The 18,697-nt window shown below is 71.9% G+C and carries 16 protein-coding genes and 1 pseudogene; 6 read left to right on the top strand and 11 right to left on the bottom strand.

Features of this window, described 5'->3' with window-relative positions; translation table 11 throughout:
* Positions 1 to 80: 80 nt before the first annotated feature.
* The 5 genes from AB0878_RS20250 to AB0878_RS20230 all read right to left on the bottom strand — a co-directional run bounded on the left by AB0878_RS20250 (position 81) and on the right by AB0878_RS20230 (position 6,934).
* A complete protein-coding gene (locus AB0878_RS20250) occupies positions 81 to 1,469 on the bottom strand; it encodes an amidohydrolase family protein (RefSeq protein ID WP_366581772.1) in 1,389 nt (462 codons plus the stop codon).
* A 424-nt stretch (positions 1,470 to 1,893) separates the two neighbouring features.
* The gene (locus AB0878_RS20245; RefSeq protein ID WP_366581771.1) at positions 1,894 to 3,579 is read right to left on the bottom strand and encodes an ABC transporter ATP-binding protein; all 1,686 of its coding nucleotides are present in this window, start codon (positions 3,577 to 3,579) and stop codon (positions 1,894 to 1,896) included.
* On the bottom strand, positions 3,561 to 4,376 hold the full coding sequence (locus AB0878_RS20240) for an ABC transporter permease (RefSeq protein WP_366581924.1): 816 nt from the start codon (positions 4,374 to 4,376) through the stop codon (positions 3,561 to 3,563). The genes AB0878_RS20245 and AB0878_RS20240 overlap by 19 nt, the downstream gene beginning before the upstream one ends.
* Before the next feature lie 89 nt (positions 4,377 to 4,465).
* Positions 4,466 to 5,425 (bottom strand): ABC transporter permease, encoded by a 960-nt coding sequence (locus AB0878_RS20235; protein WP_366581770.1) that lies wholly within the window; start codon positions 5,423 to 5,425, stop codon positions 4,466 to 4,468.
* 30 nt (positions 5,426 to 5,455) lie between these two features.
* Positions 5,456 to 6,934 (bottom strand): ABC transporter substrate-binding protein, encoded by a 1,479-nt coding sequence (locus tag AB0878_RS20230; protein WP_366581769.1) that lies wholly within the window; start codon positions 6,932 to 6,934, stop codon positions 5,456 to 5,458.
* A gap of 429 nt (positions 6,935 to 7,363) precedes the next feature.
* On the opposite strand from AB0878_RS20230, the gene AB0878_RS20225 reads away from it, so the two are divergent.
* The gene (locus tag AB0878_RS20225) at positions 7,364 to 8,287 is read left to right on the top strand and encodes a TIGR03564 family F420-dependent LLM class oxidoreductase (protein ID WP_366581768.1); all 924 of its coding nucleotides are present in this window, start codon (positions 7,364 to 7,366) and stop codon (positions 8,285 to 8,287) included.
* Between the two features lie 22 nt (positions 8,288 to 8,309).
* On the opposite strand, the gene AB0878_RS20220 is transcribed toward AB0878_RS20225, so the two are convergent.
* Positions 8,310 to 8,510, bottom strand: a complete 201-nt coding sequence (locus AB0878_RS20220) for a hypothetical protein (protein WP_366581767.1) — start codon at positions 8,508 to 8,510, stop codon at positions 8,310 to 8,312.
* Between the two features lie 297 nt (positions 8,511 to 8,807).
* Positions 8,808 to 10,028 carry an SdrD B-like domain-containing protein gene (locus AB0878_RS20215; RefSeq protein ID WP_366581766.1) on the bottom strand — a complete coding sequence of 407 codons (1,221 nt, stop codon included), beginning with the start codon at positions 10,026 to 10,028 and terminating at the stop codon, positions 8,808 to 8,810.
* A gap of 369 nt (positions 10,029 to 10,397) precedes the next feature.
* Between AB0878_RS20215 and AB0878_RS20210 the strand changes: the two genes are divergently transcribed.
* Entirely contained in the window at positions 10,398 to 11,129 is a 732-nt protein-coding gene (locus AB0878_RS20210) for a helix-turn-helix domain-containing protein (RefSeq protein WP_366581765.1), read from the top strand.
* Positions 11,130 to 11,159: 30 nt separating this feature from the next.
* Here the strand turns inward: AB0878_RS20210 and AB0878_RS20205 are convergent, their stop codons facing one another.
* Positions 11,160 to 11,843, bottom strand: coding sequence for an alpha/beta hydrolase (locus AB0878_RS20205; RefSeq protein WP_366581764.1), 684 nt, complete (start codon positions 11,841 to 11,843; stop codon positions 11,160 to 11,162).
* A 273-nt stretch (positions 11,844 to 12,116) separates the two neighbouring features.
* On the opposite strand from AB0878_RS20205, the gene AB0878_RS20200 reads away from it, so the two are divergent.
* Positions 12,117 to 13,676 (top strand): CocE/NonD family hydrolase, encoded by a 1,560-nt coding sequence (locus AB0878_RS20200; RefSeq protein WP_366581763.1) that lies wholly within the window; start codon positions 12,117 to 12,119, stop codon positions 13,674 to 13,676.
* A gap of 129 nt (positions 13,677 to 13,805) precedes the next feature.
* Here AB0878_RS20200 and AB0878_RS20195 read toward each other — a convergent pair whose 3' ends face one another.
* Positions 13,806 to 14,201, bottom strand: coding sequence for an STAS domain-containing protein (locus AB0878_RS20195; protein WP_366581762.1), 396 nt, complete (start codon positions 14,199 to 14,201; stop codon positions 13,806 to 13,808).
* Between the two features lie 282 nt (positions 14,202 to 14,483).
* On the opposite strand from AB0878_RS20195, the gene AB0878_RS20190 reads away from it, so the two are divergent.
* On the top strand, positions 14,484 to 14,918 hold the full coding sequence (locus AB0878_RS20190; protein WP_366581761.1) for an SRPBCC family protein: 435 nt from the start codon (positions 14,484 to 14,486) through the stop codon (positions 14,916 to 14,918).
* Between the two features lie 212 nt (positions 14,919 to 15,130).
* The gene (locus AB0878_RS20185) at positions 15,131 to 15,583 is read left to right on the top strand and encodes an SRPBCC family protein (RefSeq protein WP_366581760.1); all 453 of its coding nucleotides are present in this window, start codon (positions 15,131 to 15,133) and stop codon (positions 15,581 to 15,583) included.
* Positions 15,584 to 15,611: 28 nt separating this feature from the next.
* On the opposite strand, the gene AB0878_RS20180 is transcribed toward AB0878_RS20185, so the two are convergent.
* The gene (locus tag AB0878_RS20180; protein ID WP_366581923.1) at positions 15,612 to 17,195 is read right to left on the bottom strand and encodes an NAD(P)/FAD-dependent oxidoreductase; all 1,584 of its coding nucleotides are present in this window, start codon (positions 17,193 to 17,195) and stop codon (positions 15,612 to 15,614) included.
* 164 nt (positions 17,196 to 17,359) lie between these two features.
* Here AB0878_RS20180 and AB0878_RS20175 point away from each other — a divergent pair.
* Positions 17,360 to 17,482: pseudogene (locus AB0878_RS20175) on the top strand (hypothetical protein); the annotation flags it as partial.
* Here the strand turns inward: AB0878_RS20175 and AB0878_RS20170 are convergent.
* On the bottom strand, positions 17,444 to 18,565 hold the full coding sequence (locus AB0878_RS20170) for an iron-containing redox enzyme family protein (RefSeq protein WP_366581759.1): 1,122 nt from the start codon (positions 18,563 to 18,565) through the stop codon (positions 17,444 to 17,446). The pseudogene AB0878_RS20175 and the gene AB0878_RS20170 overlap by 39 nt on opposite strands.
* Positions 18,566 to 18,697: the final 132 nt, after the last annotated feature.

Here is an 18,697-nt window from a genome sequence, read left to right as displayed (position 1 = left end):
CCAACTCAGGTGCCGGACAGTTTCGCGCCGGGAACCTCCGAATCGCCATACCCCTCAGGTGTTATTTCCCGCCCTGCACATCACTCCACTGGCCACCGGGGCGCCGCCCGGAGGCCGAGGCGGCCCAGCGCCGTGTCGGCGGCCCGGTCCACGTCCCGCTTGAGCTGCTCGACGTCGACGGTCTTGAGCTGCTTGTCCTCCAGCACCACGCGGCCGTCGATCACGACCGTCTCGGCGTCGGTGCCGCTGCCCGAGTAGACGAGGTCGGCGATCGGGTTGGCCAGCCGGTTCGGGGACCAGGACAGGCTGGTGGCGTCGAAGACCACGAGGTCGGCGGCGCAGCCGGGCGCGATCGAGCCGATCTCGGCGGACCAGCCCAGCGCGTCGGCGGCGTTGACCGTCGCCATTTCGAACACCGAGTGCGCACCCATGATCAGGGGGTCGCGGCGCACGTCCTTGTGCGCGGCGGCCGCCGCGTACATCACTCGCACCAGGTCCAGGAACCGGCTGATCGCCGCGCCGTCCGTGCCGAGCGTGACGTTCACGCCGGCGGCCACGAGCTCCGGGATCACGCCGTGGGTGACCCAGCCGTTGCCGCCGGTGAGGCTGGCGGACGGCGAGTGGGCGACGGACACATTCGCGGCCCGCAGCAACTCGATGTCGCTTTCGGGCAGCCACGCGATGTGGGCCAGGAGCAGCCGCTGGTCGAGCACGCCGAACCGTTCGTACCGCTCGAGATCCGGGTTGCGGCTCGCATCCGTCTGGGCGCCGATGAAGTGACCGAGGATGCCGGTGTCGCGTTCGTTCGCCCGCTTGACGACGCCCTCGAGCAGCCGATCACTGACGGCCGGCGGGATGTCGAGGTCGTACCAGACTTTCAGGCGGCCGTCGCCGGCGCCGTGGAACCGGTCGTGGATGTCGTCGGCCTCGGCCAGGCATTCCTCGGCGGTCGGGACGCTTCCGCCGAACGGCCCGGCCTGGTCACCGGACTTCGCCGCGAGCACCCCGCGGATGCCGATGTCGAGCGCGGCCCGCGCCGTGGCGGCGGTGCGCGGCCCGGCGCCGTCGGCGAAGCAGGTGGTGCCGTGGCGGATCAGCTCGGCGAAGCTCGCCGAGGCCGCGGTGTAGGCCTCGTCCTCGGTCAGCTGGTCCTCGTGCGGGATGACGCGTTCCTTCAGGCGGTTCACCTGCAGCTGCTCGTCGACGACACCGCTGATCAGGAACGCGCCCGCCGGGTGGTGGTGGCAGTCGATCAGGCCGGGTGTGAGCAGGCCGCCCGGCCGGTCGATCAGCTTCGCGGGCGCGTGGGCGGCGAGGATCTCGTCGCGTTTGCCGACCGCGACGATCCGGTTGCCGGTGACGGCCACCGCGCCGTCGCGGATGATCCGGCGGGTCGCGTCCATCGTCGCGATCGCGCCCGCCGTGATGACCAGGTCCGTTCGCGCTGGCGCGCCGACGTCGTGCGTCACTCGAATCGTCCTCTCGCAAAATGGGCGGGGCCGGTTTTCGGGACCCCGGGCACCCACCCTGTTCCGCGAGAGCGGCCGTGGCCATAACCCTCAGGTGGTATTCCGGTCAGCCGGACTGCGCCAGTCGTTCGGCGCTGCGCATCGCCTCGAGCCGGGACCGGGCGCCGAGCTGTCGATCGACGTGACCAGCGTGCGACGGTGGTGCCGGTCGAGCACATTGGTCTTCCACGAGTTGTCTCCCGTTGTCGCTTCGGAAGCCCTGGAAACGTCGCTGCACCACCAGATCTGACGGTCCTCAGTGTACTCGCGGAGTTCTCCTCCATATCGGTGTCGGCCGTCGAACGGTTTTCAACAGAACGGCAAGATCAATGGTTCACCGAGGCCGCGGACTCGGGCGACAGCAGTGCTGTGTTCGACTGCGTACTCACGCTGTCGGGTCGAACGCACCGAGAACGTCGCGCGGTCGAGGCCCGTCGGGGTGCCGGTTGCCCGGGATCGCGGCGAGGAGTTCGCGGGTGTACTCGTGGCCCGGGTTGGTGAACAGAGCGTCGGTGGTGCCGGTTTCCACGATCCGGCCCTGGCGCATCACGGCGACGTCGTGGGCGATCTGGCGGACGACGGCGAGGTCGTGGGAGATGAACAGGTACGCGAGGCCGGTGTCGGCTTGGAGTTCGGCCAGCAGGTCGAGAACCTGGGCCTGGACGGAGACGTCGAGCGCCGAGACGGGTTCGTCGCACACCACCAGGTCCGGGGACAGCGCGAGGGCCCGCGCAATGGCGACGCGCTGGCGTTGCCCGCCGGACAGTTCGGCCGGGCGGCGGGTGAGCGTGGCCGCGGGGAGCGCGACGCGGTCGAGGAGGTCGCGGGCGCGCGCGAGGCGGGAGGCGCGGTCCCCCAGGCCGAAGGCGCGCAACGGTTCCGTGATCACCTCGCCGACCGAGAACCGCGGATCGAGTGAGGCGTACGGGTTCTGGTAGATCAGCTGGGCGCGGCGGCGCAGCTGCCGCACCTCGGCGCCGCGGGCGGTGGTGACGTCGGTGCCGTCGAAGCGGATCTCGCCGGCGGTCGGGTCGGTCAGGCGCAGCACCAGGCGCGCGGTGGTCGACTTGCCGGAGCCGGATTCGCCGACGAGGGCGAGCGTCCGGCCGCGGTGGAGGGTGAAGCTGACGTCGTCGACCGCACGCAACGTCCGAGCCGGGCCCGAGACGCGCGGCAGCCGGAACTCCTTGACGGCGTTGCGGACTTCGACCAGCGCGGCGGAGCCGATCGGCGCCGGCGCCGAGACCCGAGGGTGAGCCGTGGTCAGGCTCGGCGCGCTGGCCAGCAGCCGCCGCGTGTACTCGTGCTGCGGGTCGGCCAGCAGGCCGGCCGCGGGGCCGGTCTCGACGACCCGGCCTTCGGACATCACCACGATCCGGTCGGCCCGGTCGGCCGCGACGCCGAGGTCGTGGGTGACCAGCAGCACCGAGGTGCCCGACTCCTCCGTCAGCCGCTGCAGGTGGTCGAGGATGACCCGCTGCACGGTCACGTCGAGCGCGCTGGTCGGCTCATCGGCGATGATCAGCCGCGGGTTCGCGGCGATGGCCACCGCGATCAGGGCGCGTTGCCGCATGCCGCCGGACAGCTCGTGGGGGTACTGGCGCGCGCGGGTGGCCGCGTCCGGCAGGCCGGCCCGGTCCAGGACCTCGATCGCGGCCGGCCACGCGGCGCGCCGGCTCGCCAGGCGGTGGATCCGCAGCACCTCGGCGACCTGCTCGCCGATGCGTTTGACCGGGTTGAGCGACACGGTCGGGTCCTGGGGCACGAGCCCGATCTGCGCGCCGCGGACCGTCCGCAGTTCCCGCTCGGACAACGCGGTGAGCTCGTGCCGGCCGAACCGGACCGTGCCCGTGTCGAGGTGGCCGTTCGCCGCGAGGAGCCGGATGATCGCGTGTGCGGTGGTGCTCTTGCCGGAGCCGGATTCCCCGACCACCGCGACGACCTCGCCGGCGCCGACGTCGAGGTCGACTCCACGCACCGCACTCACCTGCCCGCCTCGCGTGCGGTAAGACACCGACAGGTCACGCACCCGCAGCAGCGGTTCGGCCCCGGTCATCGCTGTCGCGCCCATTCGCCGTCCAGGGCCCGGGCGATCCGGTTGGTGGCCAGCACGGTCACCGCGATCGTCAGGCCCGGCAGCGCGGTGAGCCACCACGCGTTGGCCAGGTAGTTGCGTCCGTCGGAGATCAACGTGCCCCATTCCGGCGCCGGCGGCGGCGCTCCGTAGCCCAGGAAACTCAGCGAGGACACGGCCAGGATCGCCGTGCCGATCTCGACGGTCGCCAGCACGACCACCGGGCCGATCGCGTTGGGCAGCACGTGGCGCAGCAGCACCGAGTACCACCGCACACCGCACGAGCGGGCCGCCTCGACGAACACGGCCTGGCGCGCCCTGAGCACCTCGGCGCGCATCACCCGGGCGAACCCCGCGACGCTCGCGATGCCGACGGCGATCGCGACCTTCACCGTGCCGTAGCCCAGCGCGGTGACCAGCGCGAGCGACAGGAACAGGGCCGGGATCGAGAGCAGCACGTCGACGAACCGCATCAGCACGTCTTCGACCCAGCGCCCGACGAACCCGGCGACCAGCCCGAGCAGCCCGCCCGCCACGAACGCGACGGCCAGCGCGATCAGCGTGGCCTGCAAGGAAAGCTGCGCGCCGTGCACAACACGCGTGAACACATCGCGGCCGAGCTCGTCGGTGCCGAACCAGTGCGCGCCGCCCGGGGCCTGGAACAGCTGCGCCGGCGTGCCGCGCAGCGGATCCCGCGAGGTGAACAGATCCGGCCAGAACGCGGCCAGCACCACGAGGACCACCACGACGACCGAGGCCACCAGGCCCGGGCGCCGCAGGAGGAACCGCGCCACTCCACGGCGCTTTCCCGGCGTCCCCCCGGCGTCGGCCGGGTCGGGGCCGAGAACCGCTCCGGCCGCGACGTCGTCGACAAGTCCCTGGCTCACGCGACACCCACCCGTCTCCCGGTCGCGACCACGATCCGCGGGTCCAGCAGCGGGTAGACGAGGTCGACGACGAGGTTCACCACCACGAAGACCAAAGACCCGAACACCACCACTCCCTGGACCAGCGGGATGTCCTGCACCGTCACGGCGCCCGCGGTCACGCGGCCCAGCCCGTCGCGCGAGAACACCGTCTCGATCACCACCGAGTTCGCCATCAGCTGCCCGGCCAGCAGACCGACGACGGTCAACGCGGGCAGCGAGGCGTTGCGCAGGGCGTGTCCCCAGTGGATCCGCGCACGCCCGGCGCCTTTCGCCCTCGCTGTCTCCACGTACGCCTCGTCCAGCGCGGTCAAGAGGCTCTTGGCGAGCACCTGGGCCACGATCGCGCCCGTCGGGACCGCCAGCGCCACGGCCGGCAGCACCAGCCCGCGCACCCCCTCGCCGCCGAAGGCCGGGAACAACTGCAGGCGGAAGGAAAAGAGCTCCACGAACATCAGCCCGATCCAGAACGTCGGCACCGACACCCCCAGCGGCGGCAGGGACAACAGCAGCTGACGCAGCCACCGCTGCGTGGTGTAGGTGGCCAGCACCGCCAGTCCCCCACCGAAGACGACGGCCAGCAGCAGCGCCGCCCCGGCGAGAGCAAGCGTCTGCGGCAACGCGTCGGCGAGCGTGGCCGTGACCGGTCGGCCGGTGGAGATCGAGTCGCCGAAGTCGCCCCGCACCGCCCTGCCGAGGTAGTCGAGGTATTGCAGGATCACGGGTTTGTCGAACCCGTACTCGTGACGCAGGCGGGCGAGCTGCGCGGGGTCGACCGGCCCCGAGTCCGTGCCGGCGCCCGCCATCGCCGACACCGGGTCGCCGGGCAGGAAGTCCAGCACGAGGAACGAGATCGTGTAGGCCGCCCACAGCACGCCCACCGCCTGGGCAATGCGGCGGATCACGTAGCGACGCATGGCGTTTTCACCTCCTGGGCCGGGGGCCGGCTAGCTCAGCCACGTGTCGTGCAGCTGGATCCGGCTGGAGGCCTCGAAGTCGAGGTCGTGCACCTTCGGCGCGACGCCGAGCTCCGTCTGCAGTTCCACGACGGGGATGACGTAGGCGTTGCGCACGACCTCCTGCTGCGCCTGCGCGACAACCGCCTTGCGCTGAGCGGCGTCGGTCGTCGCCGCCTGCCGCGTCAGCAACTCGTCGATTCCGGGCGCGGGGATGCGGTAGACATTGGCCAGCTGCGTCGAGTACTGGCCGCGCAGGATGTCGGGATCCGCGCGCGTCAGGTTGCCCCACAACAGATCGAAGTCACCGGCGGTCTGCGCCTGCGCGAGCTGCGCGATCGGCAGCTGCTTGAGCACGACGTCGACGCCGACGGCCTTCAGCTGCTGCTGCACCAGCTCGAGCGCGGGCTGGTTGGTGGCCGCGTTGGCGAACCACACCAGGTTCAGGCTGAGCCGGGCGCCGTTGCGCTGCCGGATGCCGTCGCCGCCGGGCGTCCAGCCGGCGGAGTCCAGCAGCGCCTTGGCTTTCGCTGCGTCGAACGCCAGCGCCGGGCCTTGGTCGGCGTAGTCGGGTGTCGTGTGCGACAGGACGCTGGTCGCCGGCCGGGTCCCGGTCGGGAACACGGTGTCGACGATCTGCTCCCGGTCGACCGCGACCTGCAGTGCCTGGCGCACCCGCTCGTCCCGCAGTGCCGGACGGGAATTGTTCAGACCGAGGTTGAACACCGCGCCGGGATTCGCCCTCGCCAGCAACGTGACACCGGCCGCCTTCAGCGCGGCCTCGTCGGCCTTGCCGACGCTGCCGATCGCGTCGACCTGACCGGACTGCAGGCTGCCCTGGCGCACCCCGGCCTCCGGCACCACCTTGAACACGACCTGATCGAGGTAGGCCTCGCCCTTCTTGCGCCAGAGCGAGGAACCCCAGTCGTAGCCCGTGCGCTTGGCCAGCGTGATCGACTGGTTCGCCACGTGCTGCTTCAGCACGAACGGACCGGACCCGATCACGCCCTGGCTGCACTTGTCCTGCGGCCGTTTCTTCGCGCTCGCCGAGGATTCGATCCCGAGCGAGAACGTGGAGGTCGCCTGCAGGAACTGGGCATTGGGCCGGCTGAACTGCACGCGGACGGTGCTCGGATCGACCACCGTGGTGGCCTGGACCCCGCTCAGATAGCCCTCGGCCAGCACCCCGAGGGCGCCCAGTTTCGGCACCGCGTCGAAGTTGTCCTTGACCACCTGCGCGGTCAGCGGCGAGCCGTCGCTGAAGGTCACGCCGGGGCGAAGGTGGAAGGTGAACGTGGTCGCGTCCGGGCTGATGTCCCAGCTCTGCGCCAGCCACGGCACGATCTTGCCGGTCGCGGGATCTTGGTCGGTCAGCGAATCGACGATCTGGCGCAGCGAATAGATCGTGTCGTTGCTGCTGACCTGTTGCGGATCCACGCAACCGGCGTCCGAGCCCACCGCGAAGGTCAACGTGCCACCGCTGTGGGGCGGTCCGCTCGCGGTGCTCGTGGCGCCGCCTTCCCCACAGGCGCTGAGCGTCAAGGCAGTGGCTGCCGCCAGTGCGGCGAGGGCCACTCGACTGGTCCGGCGCCGGTGAAGAGACGGTCTCACGGTCGGGTACTCCTAGCTCGTCGAAGGCACGGCGGAACACGACGTCGTGTCTCGCGGCCGGATCACGCGAATGTCGGCGGGAATTCCCGCGGCGGGAAAGAATGCGTCCTCACGATTCGGGCATCCTCCGGCCGGGTTTGCCGCCGGTTCGGGATGCCGCTCGCCGCGAACTCTAATGACCGTTTCTCGCACCGGTCAACGGCGCCGGACGAGCGCGGAAATCCTCCCATCAGACGAGATCCGGCCGTACAAAGAAATGCTTCGGCCGGTGCACGGGTTGTTCCCGGCATGACCATCGGAGTCTCGCTCAACACGACCACCGGAGTCGCCAACTACGTCGACGCCGTCGTCGAACAGGCCCGCGCGGCCGCCGCGGCCGGAATCCGCTCCGCGTGGGTGGGCCAGCGTCTTGACTACGACGCCGCCACCCTCGCCACCGTCCTGGGACGCGAGCTCCCGGGGCTGCACGTGGGCACGTCCGCGATCCCCGTGTTCGGCCGCCACCCCGTGCTCGTGTCGTCCCAGGCGCAAACCGCGCAGGCCGCGACCCACGGGCACTTCCACCTCGGGCTCGCGCTCGGCGCCCGGTTCATCGTCGAGAAGACGTTCGGGCTGCCGTTCGAGCGGCCCGTCGCGCTGCTGCGCGAGTTCCTGACCTCGCTGAGGGCGTTGCTGGACACCGGCACCGCCGACTTCCACGGCGACCGGCTCACCGTCGCGCCGATCCTGCCGGTCACCGTGCCCGGCGCGCAGCCGACGGTGCCGGTGCTCGTCGCCGCGATGGGGCCGAAAGCCTTGCGGGTCACCGGCGAACTCGCCGACGGCACACTCCCCTACCTGGCCTCACCGCGCGTGCTCGGCGAGAACATCGTCCCCGCCATCGCCCAGGCGGCCGAGGAGGCCGGCCGCCCCGCACCGCGGATCGTCGCCTTCGTGGCGGGCACGGTCACGGCGAACGCCGGTGAAGTCCGGGAAAAAGCGTTGCGGGACATGGCGTTCTACGACCAGATCCCCTCCTACCAGCGCGTCGTGTCTCTGGCGGGCGCGCAGCACGCGGGTGAGCTCGCCGTCATCGGGGACGAATCGGCCATCGCCGCCGGGGTGCGCAGTTACTTCGACGCCGGAGCGACCGAAGTGGTGTTCACGCAGACCGATCTCGGCGGTCCCGAAGACCAGGCCCGCACCTTCGAAGTCCTCGGCGGCCTGGCCTGACCGCGAGGGCCACTGTGGACAGTCACTCGGACGCGGCGAAGTCGTGCACGATCCGCCGGAACATCTCACGCTCACGGCGCGACAGCGGCACGCTCGGCTCATCGGCCGCGGCCGACCGCGGCACGGGTATGACGAACCCGAAGTCGAGCGGCGCGGACGGAGGTGCGAGCACCCAGCCGTAGCCGGTGACCGCTCGGGTCAATGCCCGGATCGCACGCTTCATCGTCAGCCTCCCGTACCGGACCGCCTTCCATTCTCGTCGCGGTCGCGGCCGTGTCCAGCCCCGTCCAGCCGGCGGGAGAACAAAACCGCCCGCATCCTGGGCTCGCGTGCAGCCGGGCGGTGAAAAATGCTTGGCTGTGGGGAAAGATTTCGTCGGGCACAGCTCCACGCCGATCGGCAGCCTCGCGCAGGCCGCCGAATTGTGGCCGGTCGGTGCGGTCGCGGTCGTACGGTCCGATGTGGATGTTGAGGTGTTCGGCGACTCGGCCGATCGGTCGGGTGGCCCAGCCTCGCGCGGTCAGCGGGTGCGGCGCCGGCGAGCGGTGAGGATGAGCAGGCCTGTTCCCACGGCCACGAGGAGGAGGCCGGCGCCGAGCCATTGACCGGCCGAGGTGCCGGTGGTGGCGAGTGGGCCGTTCGGGGTGGTGCGGGTCGCGGGCGGGACGACGATGCCGCTGCTTGTCGTCGTGGGCTGGGCGGAGGTCGGCTCGGTGGTGGACACATCGGTCGGGGGTGGCGATGTGGTCGACGTCGGCGATGGTGGCGTCGTCGTCGGTGGTTTCGGCCGGCAGGTGAGGGCGAAGTCGACGTCGGGGGCGTCGGCGGAGGTCGTGTCGGCCGGGGTGGTGGCGGGGCCGTCCACGGTGAAGCCTTCCGCCGGCACGACCTGGACCTGGTAGTGACCCGCTGCGACAGAGGCGAAGGCGTAGCTGCCGTCGGGCTCGGAGGTGGTTTCCGCGAGGACCGCGCCGCTGCCGGTCAGCAGGCGCACCGTGCTCGTGGCGGGCCGGCCGTCGCACGCGCCGGCCAGGGTGCCGCTCACCGTGCGGGTGAGGGCGGCGAGCCAGACCTGGTAGACGGGCCGGCCCGTCAGCACCGTCATGCGCAGGGTCAGCGAGGAGATCGCCGCGGTCGGGCGGAACCAGCCGCTCGCGCCCTCGGTGTCGGGGCCGTTGCCGCGCAGCGTCGCGGTGCCCGGGTCCCACGTCGGCCGGTCGCCGGCGCTCCCGCTGCCGCACGACGCCGGCTTGGGCGTGCCGCCGCAGTAGTTGAAGGCGCCCTGATAACCGAGCGACGCGACGTCGACGCGGCTGCCGTCCGCGCCGGTCGCGCTGACCTGGACGGTGTCGGCATCGACGTCACCTAGGGCGAACCCCCAGCTCGACGCCGGGGCCGGGCGGGCGAAGCTGATCGTGGTCGTCGACGGCGCGCTGCCCGCGGCGGGCCGGATCACCGCGTAGGGCCGCCCGCGCGAGCTGCCGAAGACCTGTCCGAACGGCGTGTCCGCCGCCAGGTACGTGGTCCCGCCGCTCGTCGCGGTCGCGGAGGTCGCGTCGGTCGAGAAGGCGCCGGCCGGGAAACCCGCCACCGGCACCGTCACCGGACCCTCGCCGGACCGCAGGTCCCAGGTCGCGTACGCCGACCCGGCCGCGCCGGCCGGCTGCGCACCGAGCACGCCCAGCAGCGCGGCCAACCCCATGGACACAGCCGGCACCAGCGCGCCTCGACCTCGCCCCATCGACACTCCTCACCCCGCCCTGTCCCCCGAGGCAACCACCCTGACCTGCGCCGACGCAGCACATCTCGGCGCAATCGGTCCCCTTTCACGCAAACGTGTGAAGCCGACGCGGAGATGGCTACGCCTGTTCGGTCCTCGGCAGCCAGGTGCGGTCGGGGGACGCCCGCCGCTTCGGCGATGCGGCGGCGGGACTCGAGCAGCCGGGACCGCAGGGCCGGCAACGGGAGGTCCACGAGGTGACCGTCGCTTTTGACCACGCGGCCGGCGACGAGCACGGTGTCGACCCGGCGCGGATGGCCGGCGCCGACGATCGTGCCGCTCAGCTCGTCAGACCGCGAAGCCGCAGGACAGCCCGGTAAAATCCGGTAGGTGACCGAGCCGCGCGCAGCCGAACCGAGGACCCCGCGACCGGGACCGTCGCGGCGGGACGCGAAGGCGAACCTCGCACGGGTCCTGGACGCCGCCGCCGAGGTCTTCGCGGAGCACGGCTGCAGCGCCACCCTCGCCGACGTCGCCAAGGCAGCCGGGGTCGGCGTGGCCACGGTGTACCGCACGTTCCCGACGAAGGACGACCTGATCCACGACGTCTACGCGCCGCTGTTCGAGCTCGCCGAGAACCAGGCGATCGACGCGAGCCTCGACCCGGACCCGTGGGCGGGCATCGCCGGATTCCTGGAGAAGTCGGTCACCACCCTCGCTCCCGACAAGGGGTTCCGGGAGCTGCTCAGCGGCTCCTACAGCGAGTCGCTCGGCTGGTCGCGGCCCCGCACGCCGCACCGGCTGGCGAAGCTGGTCGAGGACACCCACAACCGCACCGGCAAGCACCTCGGCCGGCTCGTGCAGCGGGCGCGCGAGTCCGGTCGCGTGCGCGACGACCTCGTGGCCGGCGACCTGCTGCTGATGTCGATGGCCGTGCAGACGTCCGTCGAGTTCGGCGGCGCGGCCCACCCCCGCCTGTACCGCCGGATGATCGGCTTCCTGATGGACAGCCTCCAGCCCGCCCGCGACACCCCCACGCCACTGCCCGAACCCGGGCTCACCGACCGGCAGATCTCCGCACTGGAGCGTGGCCGGCGCCGGCGGATCTCGGGCGACGGCTAGGGCGCGGCCGCGCCCCGGCGGAATCCCGGGTCAGGCCGCCGCCGTCTTGATCACCTCGACCACCGCGGCCGCTTGAGACTCGAACAACGAGTGACTCGCCGCCACCTCCGTCACCGTCGCCCCGGCCCGCTCCGCCATCGCGTGCTGCGCGGGTGGCGGAATCATCCGGTCCTCCGTCGCCACCAGATACCAGCTCGGCTTCACCCGCCACGCCGGCTGACTCACCGCGCCCGCGAGAGCGTCCACACCCCACGGCACCTGCGAGTCGGCCAGGAACCGCGCGCGCTCCGGCGTGAGGTCACCCGAGAACGACTCGTGGAACTTCTCCTTGTCCAGGAACAGAAATCCGTTCTGCGGCGGAAGAATCGGCGGCACCGGCGCCCCCGGAGGCGGGTCGGCGATCAGCGTGTTCACCGACTCCCCCTTGTCCGGCGCGAACGCGGCGATATAAGCCAACGCCGCCACGTTGTCGTGAGTACCCGCCTCACTGATCACCGCGCCGCCGTAGGAGTGTCCGACCAGGACAGTCGGGCCGTCCTGCTGATCGAGGATCATCCGGGTCGCCGCGGCGTCGCCCTCCAGCGACAGCGTCGGGTTCTGCACGACGCTCACCGAGTAGCCGTCGCGGACGAGCAGATCGTGGACCTGCGCCCAGCCCGAACCGTCCACGAACCCCCCGTGGACGAGCACGACATTGCGCGCTCCTGCGCTCATGGTTGTCTCCTCAAGACCGTGTTCCCGGTGCCGCTTCCGCCGAATGACCTGGTACGCCATCATGCTATGATCCGGAATAGCTATTCCGATACCGGGTTTTTCACGGAGGTGCGGATGGGTCCCGTTCGGCGACGCCGGGGTGTCCTCACCGGATGCCACGCAGCATTCTGGGGTGGGGCGGTGGCGCTCCACCCCGGCAAGTCGAAGGAACCGTCCCACGAGCCCGAAGTGGTCTCGCCCTACGCCGGCTGATGTGAACCACCAGGAGGAACCATGGCCCAGCCCCGGCCTGCCGGCGTGCTCGCCCGAGCGATCGGCGCCGTCCACCGGACGGCGTTCGGCCTGCCCAAGGGTGGCCGGCGCTACACGGTCGAGCGGGCGGTACCCGTGCTCACCCGCGACGGGGCGCAGCTGCTCACCGACCTCTACCTGCCCGTCGGCGAGGCGCACGGCACCGTGCTCATCCGCTCGCCGTACGGCCGCGGCCTGCCCGAAAGCCTGTTCCACGGCCGCGCGTTCGCCGAGCGCGGGTACCAGGTCGTGGTGCAGAGCGTCCGCGGGACGGGCGGGTCCACCGGCGCGTTCCGGCCCATCGCGCAGGAGACGGCCGACAGCCAGGACGCGGTCGCGTGGCTGCGCGAGCAGGCGTGGTTCACCGGCCGGCTCGCGACCCTCGGCGGTTCCTACCTCGGCTGGACGCAGTGGGCGCTGCTGCAGGACCCGCCACCTGAGCTGCGGGCGGCCGTCGTCCTCGTCGGGCCGCACGACTTCGCCCGCGCCATCCGCGGCACCGGTTCCGTGGCCCTGGCCGACTTCCTCGGCTGGAGCACCACCGTGCAGGCCCGGGGACCGCGCGCGATGCTCGCCGCGCGCCGCCGCGTCGACGCCGCGCTGCGCGAGCCGACGCCGGAAGCCGCCGCGGTGAAGGCCCTGGGCCCCGACCACCCGTGGTTCACCGACTGGCTCGCCCACCCCGACCTCGAAGATCCTTTTTGGACGGGCTACGACGCCTCGGCGGCGCTCACCGCGACGCGGATCCCCGTCCTGCTCATCGGCGGCTGGCACGACGTGTTCGTGGACCAGACGCTGGAGCAGTACCGCCGCCTCGACGCCGACGTCGCCCTCACGATCGGCCCGTGGACACACCTGGACACGGCCTTCAAATCCTCGCGCGTCACCGACCCCGAGGCCCTGGCCTGGTTCGACGAGCACCTCGCCGGTGCTCCGTCGCGGCGGCCCGCGCCCGTGCGGATCCACGTGACCGGCGCCGGACAGTGGCGGTCGATGCCGTCGTGGCCACCCAAGACCGAGCAACGCGTGCTGGGCCTGACCTCGACCGGCGGCCTCGGCGCCGAAAGCAACTCGGGCACCGTCGAGTTCACCTACGACCCGGCGGACCCGACACCGTCGGTGGGCGGGCGCCACATGTCCGCCAAGGCCGGCCGCCAGGACAACAGCGCGCTCGAAGCCCGCGACGACGTGGTCACCTTCACCTCCGCTCCGCTGGACACACCGCTCGAAGTCCTGGGCGCGCCGTCGGTGCACCTGCGGATCACCACCGGCACCACGCCCGACGTGTTCGTGCGACTGTGCGAAGTGGACGAACGCGGCCGCTCGTGGAACGTCACCGAGGTCTTCACCCGCCTCACCACCACCGACGCCCCAGTCACCCTCTCGCTCGGCACCTGCGCCCACCGCTTCGCGCCCGGCCGGCGCCTGCGCCTGCAGATCTCCGGCGGGGCCCACCCACGCTTCGCGCGCAACCCGGAGCCGTGCCACTACACGATCTCGTGCGAGGGTTCGCACCTGACGCTGCCCGTTGCGGCTCTCTGAAGCAAAACGTGGAGCGAGACCGTCCGGAACCGGCCTCGCCCCTGGTGATCGCCGCCGGCGTCAGTCCTGGTGCGCGGTGGCGAGCGACTTTGCCGCCTGCCCGGGCTGAGGTGAGGTGACGGCGCGGGCTCACGCCCGGCAGGAAGGGCCGGTCCGCATCGGAGCGGGCCGGAGCAGCTCGCTCGTGGCGAAGAACTCGGACGAGTCCAGCCGTTCCAAGATCCGCCGGACGGCGGGGGAGAAAATCAGCGACAGCTCGGTCGAAGCCTCCCGGCAGTGCCGTTGCAGACTGAGCAGCACCGCGATTCCCCGCACCGACAGGAAGTTCACCCCGCTCAAGTCGACGACCACGCTGTGGTGCGGCGTCCGGCACAGAGCGTTCACCTCGTCGGCCAGCCGCGGCGCCGTGGCCAAGTCGACTTCGCCGCCCACCATCACCAGTGCCTGGCCGGGCCGGGGATGGCGGGTTTCCACCGCCAACGACGAACGTCCGCTGGTGTCGATATTTTTGAAGGAGCGAGCCATCTGAGCTCCCCGCGCTCGGATCCGAGGCAACCGAGAGGCGGGGCCGGGCCAGACGAAAACCATGACGTGGCTCTGTGTTCCACCACGTGAAGACCACCATAGCCGCGCGGTACGTCCCGGACAACCGCACCGTGGCGCTGGGTGGCACCGCCGCGCGGCGGGCGGGTGGACGACCGCGGGCCGGTTGGGCGGTCCGGGGCGGGGTACCCGAGGCTCGATTCCGCGAAGAGCCCAGCCGGCCGAAGCACCGGCCGACGAGTTCGGCAGCAAAGGAGACGATCCATGGTCGAGGTGACCCGCAAGTTCGCCGTCGCCGCCGCGCCGGCCGAGGTACAGGACTACCTGAAGGACTTCGCCAACGCCGAAGAGTGGGATCCGGGGACCGTCTCGTGCGACCCGCTCGGCCGCGGGCCGGTCGAGGTCGGGTCCCGATGGCGCAACGTCTCGAAGATCGCGGGCGTCAAGACGGAGCTGACGTACGAGCTGACGTGGCTCGAACCCGGCCGGGTGGTGTTCGTCGGCCGCAACGACACCGCGACTTCCACCGACGACATCGGCCTCGCCGCCGACGGCGCGGGCACCACGATCACCTACCACGCCACGATCGAGTTCCACGGTGCCGCCAAGCTCGCGGCGCCACTCGCCAAGGTCGTGTTCGAAAAGGTCGGCGCCGACACCGAAAAAAGCCTCACCCGGATCCTCGGCGCACCGGAGTGACGCGGTGGCAGGAAAACGGCTCCCGCCGACCAGCTGCATGACCGGCGGGAGCCGCTCCGACCGCGATACCCCCTCGGGCGGGAACCAAACTTCTCCAGGTCGCAGAGGTTTTTCGCACACCAGGATCTCGCCGGCGGCGGTTACCTTCCCCGGCCGCGGGTACCCGGGGTGCGGAACGTCGGCAGCGATGGGGACAACCCGAGGAGAGAACGATGATCGAAGTGACCCGCCTCGTCCGGGCTTCGCCTGCGGCGGTGTTCGCCGTCCTCGCCGACGGGTGGTCCTACGCCGGCTGGGTCGTCGGCAGTTCGCACATCCGCGACGTCGACGCGACGTGGCCGGCGGTCGGCAGCCGCCTGCACCACAGCGTCGGCGCCTGGCCGGCGCAAGTTCAGGACAGCACGGTGGTTCTCGCCGTGCGACCGGGTGAATCCGTGAAGCTCGAAGCCCAGGCGTGGCCGTTCGGCACAGCCGAGGTCGAAGTGACGTTGTCCGTCCAAGATGGACAGACTCTGGTCAGGATGTCCGAGCGGGCGCTGCGCGGACCCGGCAAGCTGCTCCCCGAGGCGGTGCAGGCGCTGGTGCTGCGGCCGCGCAACCAGGAATCCCTGGCCCGTTTGGCCGATGTGGTCGAGGGCCGAGAGCGGGCGCGGGTCCGGCCGTAGCGACGCCACCGCCGCGCCGTCCGCTTCATCAGCCGTACACCGCGCGATGGGCCGTGCGGATCAGTGCCGCGTATCCCCCACCGAGTACGCCGTCGCGCGCCAGGGCGGCGCGAGCGGCGTTGGCACCCGGTCCACCGTGGACCGCGCCGCCGGGGTGGGCCGAGGCACCGGCGAGGTAGAGGCGGTCGACCGGCGTGTCCGCGCGGCCGAGACCCGGGACGGGCCGGAAGAACAGCTGCTGGTGGAGCGCCGTGGTACCACCGTTCACCGCGCCACCCACGAGGCTCGGGTCGTGACCGGCGAGCTCGGCCGGGCCCTGCACGCAGCGGCCGACGATCCGGTCGCGGAAGCCCGGCGCCTGCCGCTCGATCGTGTCTTCGATCGCGTCGGCTCGGCGGGCCGACGCCGACGCGGTCGCCACGGACCCACGCGGCACATGGGTGTACGCCCACACGGCTTCGGTCCCGGCCGGCGAACGCGTGGGATCCGCGGTGGTCATCTGGCCGAGCAGCAGGAACGGCCGGCGCGGCACCCGGCCCCGGCCCAGCTCCGCGCCGAACGTCGCGAGACCGTCCTCGTCGCAGCCCAGGTGGACGGTGCCGGCGCCCGCGGCGTCCGGCGCGGTCCACGGGACCGGGCCGCTCAAGGCCCAGTCGACCTTCACCGTCGCGCTGTCCCACTCGAACGCCTCGAGATCCCGCAGCAGGCGGGCCGGCAGCCACTCCGGCGCCACGAGCTGCCCGTACAACGCGGGCGCCGGCACATCGGCCAGCACCGCCCGGCGCGCGCGGACCACAGTCCCGTCGGCGCAGCGCACCCCCACCGCGCGGCCGCCGGCCACCAGGATCTCGGTCACCCCGTGTTCACAGTGGAGGGCTCCGCGTCCACCCAGCCTGCGCAGCAATGCCGCCACCAGCTCGCCCGCTCCGCCTTCGGGCACGGGAAACCCGACGTCCTGGGCGAGCATCGTCAGCAGCCAGCCGAACACCGCGCTGCCCGCGTTGTCCACGGACAGGTCGCTGTGCGCGGCGTTGCCCGCCAGCAGCAGCCGCGCGCCTTCGCCGGCGAACCGTTCCTGCCCGAACCGCCGTGCGGGCAACGTCAGCATCCGCGCCAGCCGCAGCGCGTCGGCGGTACCGGCGCGCCGCAGCAGCTTCACGGCGGGCCGCACCGGAGGGAACGGCGTGAACAGCGCGTCCAGCAGTGGGTCACGCAGCCCTTGCCACTGGGTGAACAGCTCCCGCCACGCGTCCCCGTCGGCGGGCGCGAACCGAGCCACCGACCGGGCCGTGCGGTCCACGTCGCGCGAGAGCACCACGCATCGGTTGTCCGGCAGGACGTGCGCGAGCACGTCGGGCGCGTGCCGCCAGCGCAGCCCGTGTTCCTCCAGGCCGAGGCCACGCAGGATCGGCGACGCGGCGGCCATCGGGAAGAAGGCACTGCACAGGTCGTTGCGGAAACCCGGCGACGTCACCTCCGCGGTGCGCACGGCCCCGCCCGGGGCGTCCGTGGCTTCGAACACCAGGACGTCCCAGCCGGCGTCGGCGAGCAGGTTCGCCGCGACGAGCCCGTTGTGCCCCGCCCCGACCACGATCGCGTCGGCGGTCTCCATCACGCCGACGCCGTGCCGAGGTTCCCGGTCGCGCCGGTGATCACGATGCGCACGCCTCCCGGATAACCCCGGTTCGGCCGGCGGAAACCCGGGAATCGTCCGGCGGCCGCGGCGGTCGCCGGCGAGTCGGCTTGAGCTGGGCGCGGGCGGGGTACCCGGGGCCGGTGAACGACGACGTCACTGAAACCGTGACCATCACCCCGTACGAAGACGGGCCGCTGCTGGTCCGCGGTGCCTTCGAGCTCCGCTCACCGGACGGCGAGGTCATCGACCCCGGCCGGGGCACGGTCGCGTTGTGCCGGTGCGGGCTCTCGGCCGTCAAACCGTTCTGCGACGGCACTCACAAGGTGCGGGGCTTCCGCGCGGCCGCCGGGCGCTGACCCCGGCGCCGGGCGCAGGGACGAGCGTCCTTCGTCCCATTGCGTGAGCAGCATCCGGCCGAACTCCCCTTCCACCGCCAGCGCGCACGCCGCTCCGAAGAGGACATCGCCCGCGGCCGACGGGTTCTCACGGGCGAACGTGCCGCACAGATCGTGCGCGGCGATCTGCTCGTGGACGGCGTCGGCCTCGACGTGTTCGTCGTAGAACCGCGTGGCGGCGGCATCGCCACCCAGCCGGCGCAGTCCGTTGCCGTAGCGGCGATTCGGCAACGACGACGTCATCTCGAACGCGGCCAGGTGCCCGAGCGCCGCGCCCAGCCAGCGGCGGTGAAACCCGAACAGGGACATGAGGTTGCTGACCGCGAGCGTCACCGCCGGGACGCGGTCGACGTAGTGGCCGTAGCCGTCGTCCAGCCCCAGCGAGCGCAGGGTGCCCCGGAAGAGCTCCGAGTGCATCCGGGCGAGCCGGCCCTGCCCGTATTCGTCGGCCTGGATCTCGACCAGTGCCGCCTTGGCCGCGCCGGAAAGCCGGGGAATGGCCCAGCTGTGCGGATCGGCCTCCTTGAGGTGGTAGACCGAGCGCTGCGCCACGAACTCCCGGAACTGCTCCTCGGAAGCGCGCCGCTGCAGGAACTTCGCCACGGGTGGCCCTTCGTCCGCCCGCACCAGGTCGGCCAACGCCTGCGCCACCGCGTCCGGCCGCACCGGGGTGGGCGGCACGAGCTCGTGCAGACCGGCCACCCATCTGCGTTCCAGCTGCCGTCGCATGCCCGTGACGAAGGGAGCGTGTTCCCAGGCGGCGTCGACGTCGTCGAAACCGCGGTAGCTCAGCTCGTAACAGATCCACAGGGTGAGCTGCAGGTCTTCGTCGTGGCACACCGGCCCGCCGGCGCCGGCCGGTACCGCACTGGCCGCCGCGTCGTCCGGCTCGGACCCGAGCCGGGTGACGACCGCGGCACTCGCCGGACCGCGAGGATGGGGCAGACGCATGGAACCTCCTGGTACCCGGGGGAAATGTGCCCCACCGGCCAGGGTGGCCGGTGGGGACTCCTCAGCGGTGGCCGAGCGCCGTCCGGATACCCTCCGGTTCGGACCGGGAAACCGGGGGCGGCGCGGGAAGGT

The sequence above is a fragment of the Amycolatopsis sp. NPDC047767 genome (assembly GCF_040704195.1).
Classification (GTDB): domain Bacteria; phylum Actinomycetota; class Actinomycetes; order Mycobacteriales; family Pseudonocardiaceae; genus Amycolatopsis.
This window is presented reverse-complemented; position numbering and strand designations above follow the sequence as displayed.

Coding starts and splice junctions, on each gene's coding strand:
- AB0878_RS20215 (WP_366581766.1), bottom strand. CDS start 10,028: ATGGGGCGAGGTCGAGGCGCGCTGGTGCCGGCTGTGTCCATGGGGTTG.
- AB0878_RS20185 (WP_366581760.1), top strand. CDS start 15,131: ATGATCGAAGTGACCCGCCTCGTCCGGGCTTCGCCTGCGGCGGTGTTC.
- AB0878_RS20220 (WP_366581767.1), bottom strand. CDS start 8,510: ATGAAGCGTGCGATCCGGGCATTGACCCGAGCGGTCACCGGCTACGGC.
- AB0878_RS20170 (WP_366581759.1), bottom strand. CDS start 18,565: ATGCGTCTGCCCCATCCTCGCGGTCCGGCGAGTGCCGCGGTCGTCACC.
- AB0878_RS20195 (WP_366581762.1), bottom strand. CDS start 14,201: ATGGCTCGCTCCTTCAAAAATATCGACACCAGCGGACGTTCGTCGTTG.
- AB0878_RS20200 (WP_366581763.1), top strand. CDS start 12,117: ATGGCCCAGCCCCGGCCTGCCGGCGTGCTCGCCCGAGCGATCGGCGCC.
- AB0878_RS20225 (WP_366581768.1), top strand. CDS start 7,364: ATGACCATCGGAGTCTCGCTCAACACGACCACCGGAGTCGCCAACTAC.
- AB0878_RS20190 (WP_366581761.1), top strand. CDS start 14,484: ATGGTCGAGGTGACCCGCAAGTTCGCCGTCGCCGCCGCGCCGGCCGAG.
- AB0878_RS20235 (WP_366581770.1), bottom strand. CDS start 5,425: ATGCGTCGCTACGTGATCCGCCGCATTGCCCAGGCGGTGGGCGTGCTG.
- AB0878_RS20245 (WP_366581771.1), bottom strand. CDS start 3,579: ATGGGCGCGACAGCGATGACCGGGGCCGAACCGCTGCTGCGGGTGCGT.
- AB0878_RS20205 (WP_366581764.1), bottom strand. CDS start 11,843: ATGAGCGCAGGAGCGCGCAATGTCGTGCTCGTCCACGGGGGGTTCGTG.
- AB0878_RS20180 (WP_366581923.1), bottom strand. CDS start 17,195: ATGGAGACCGCCGACGCGATCGTGGTCGGGGCGGGGCACAACGGGCTC.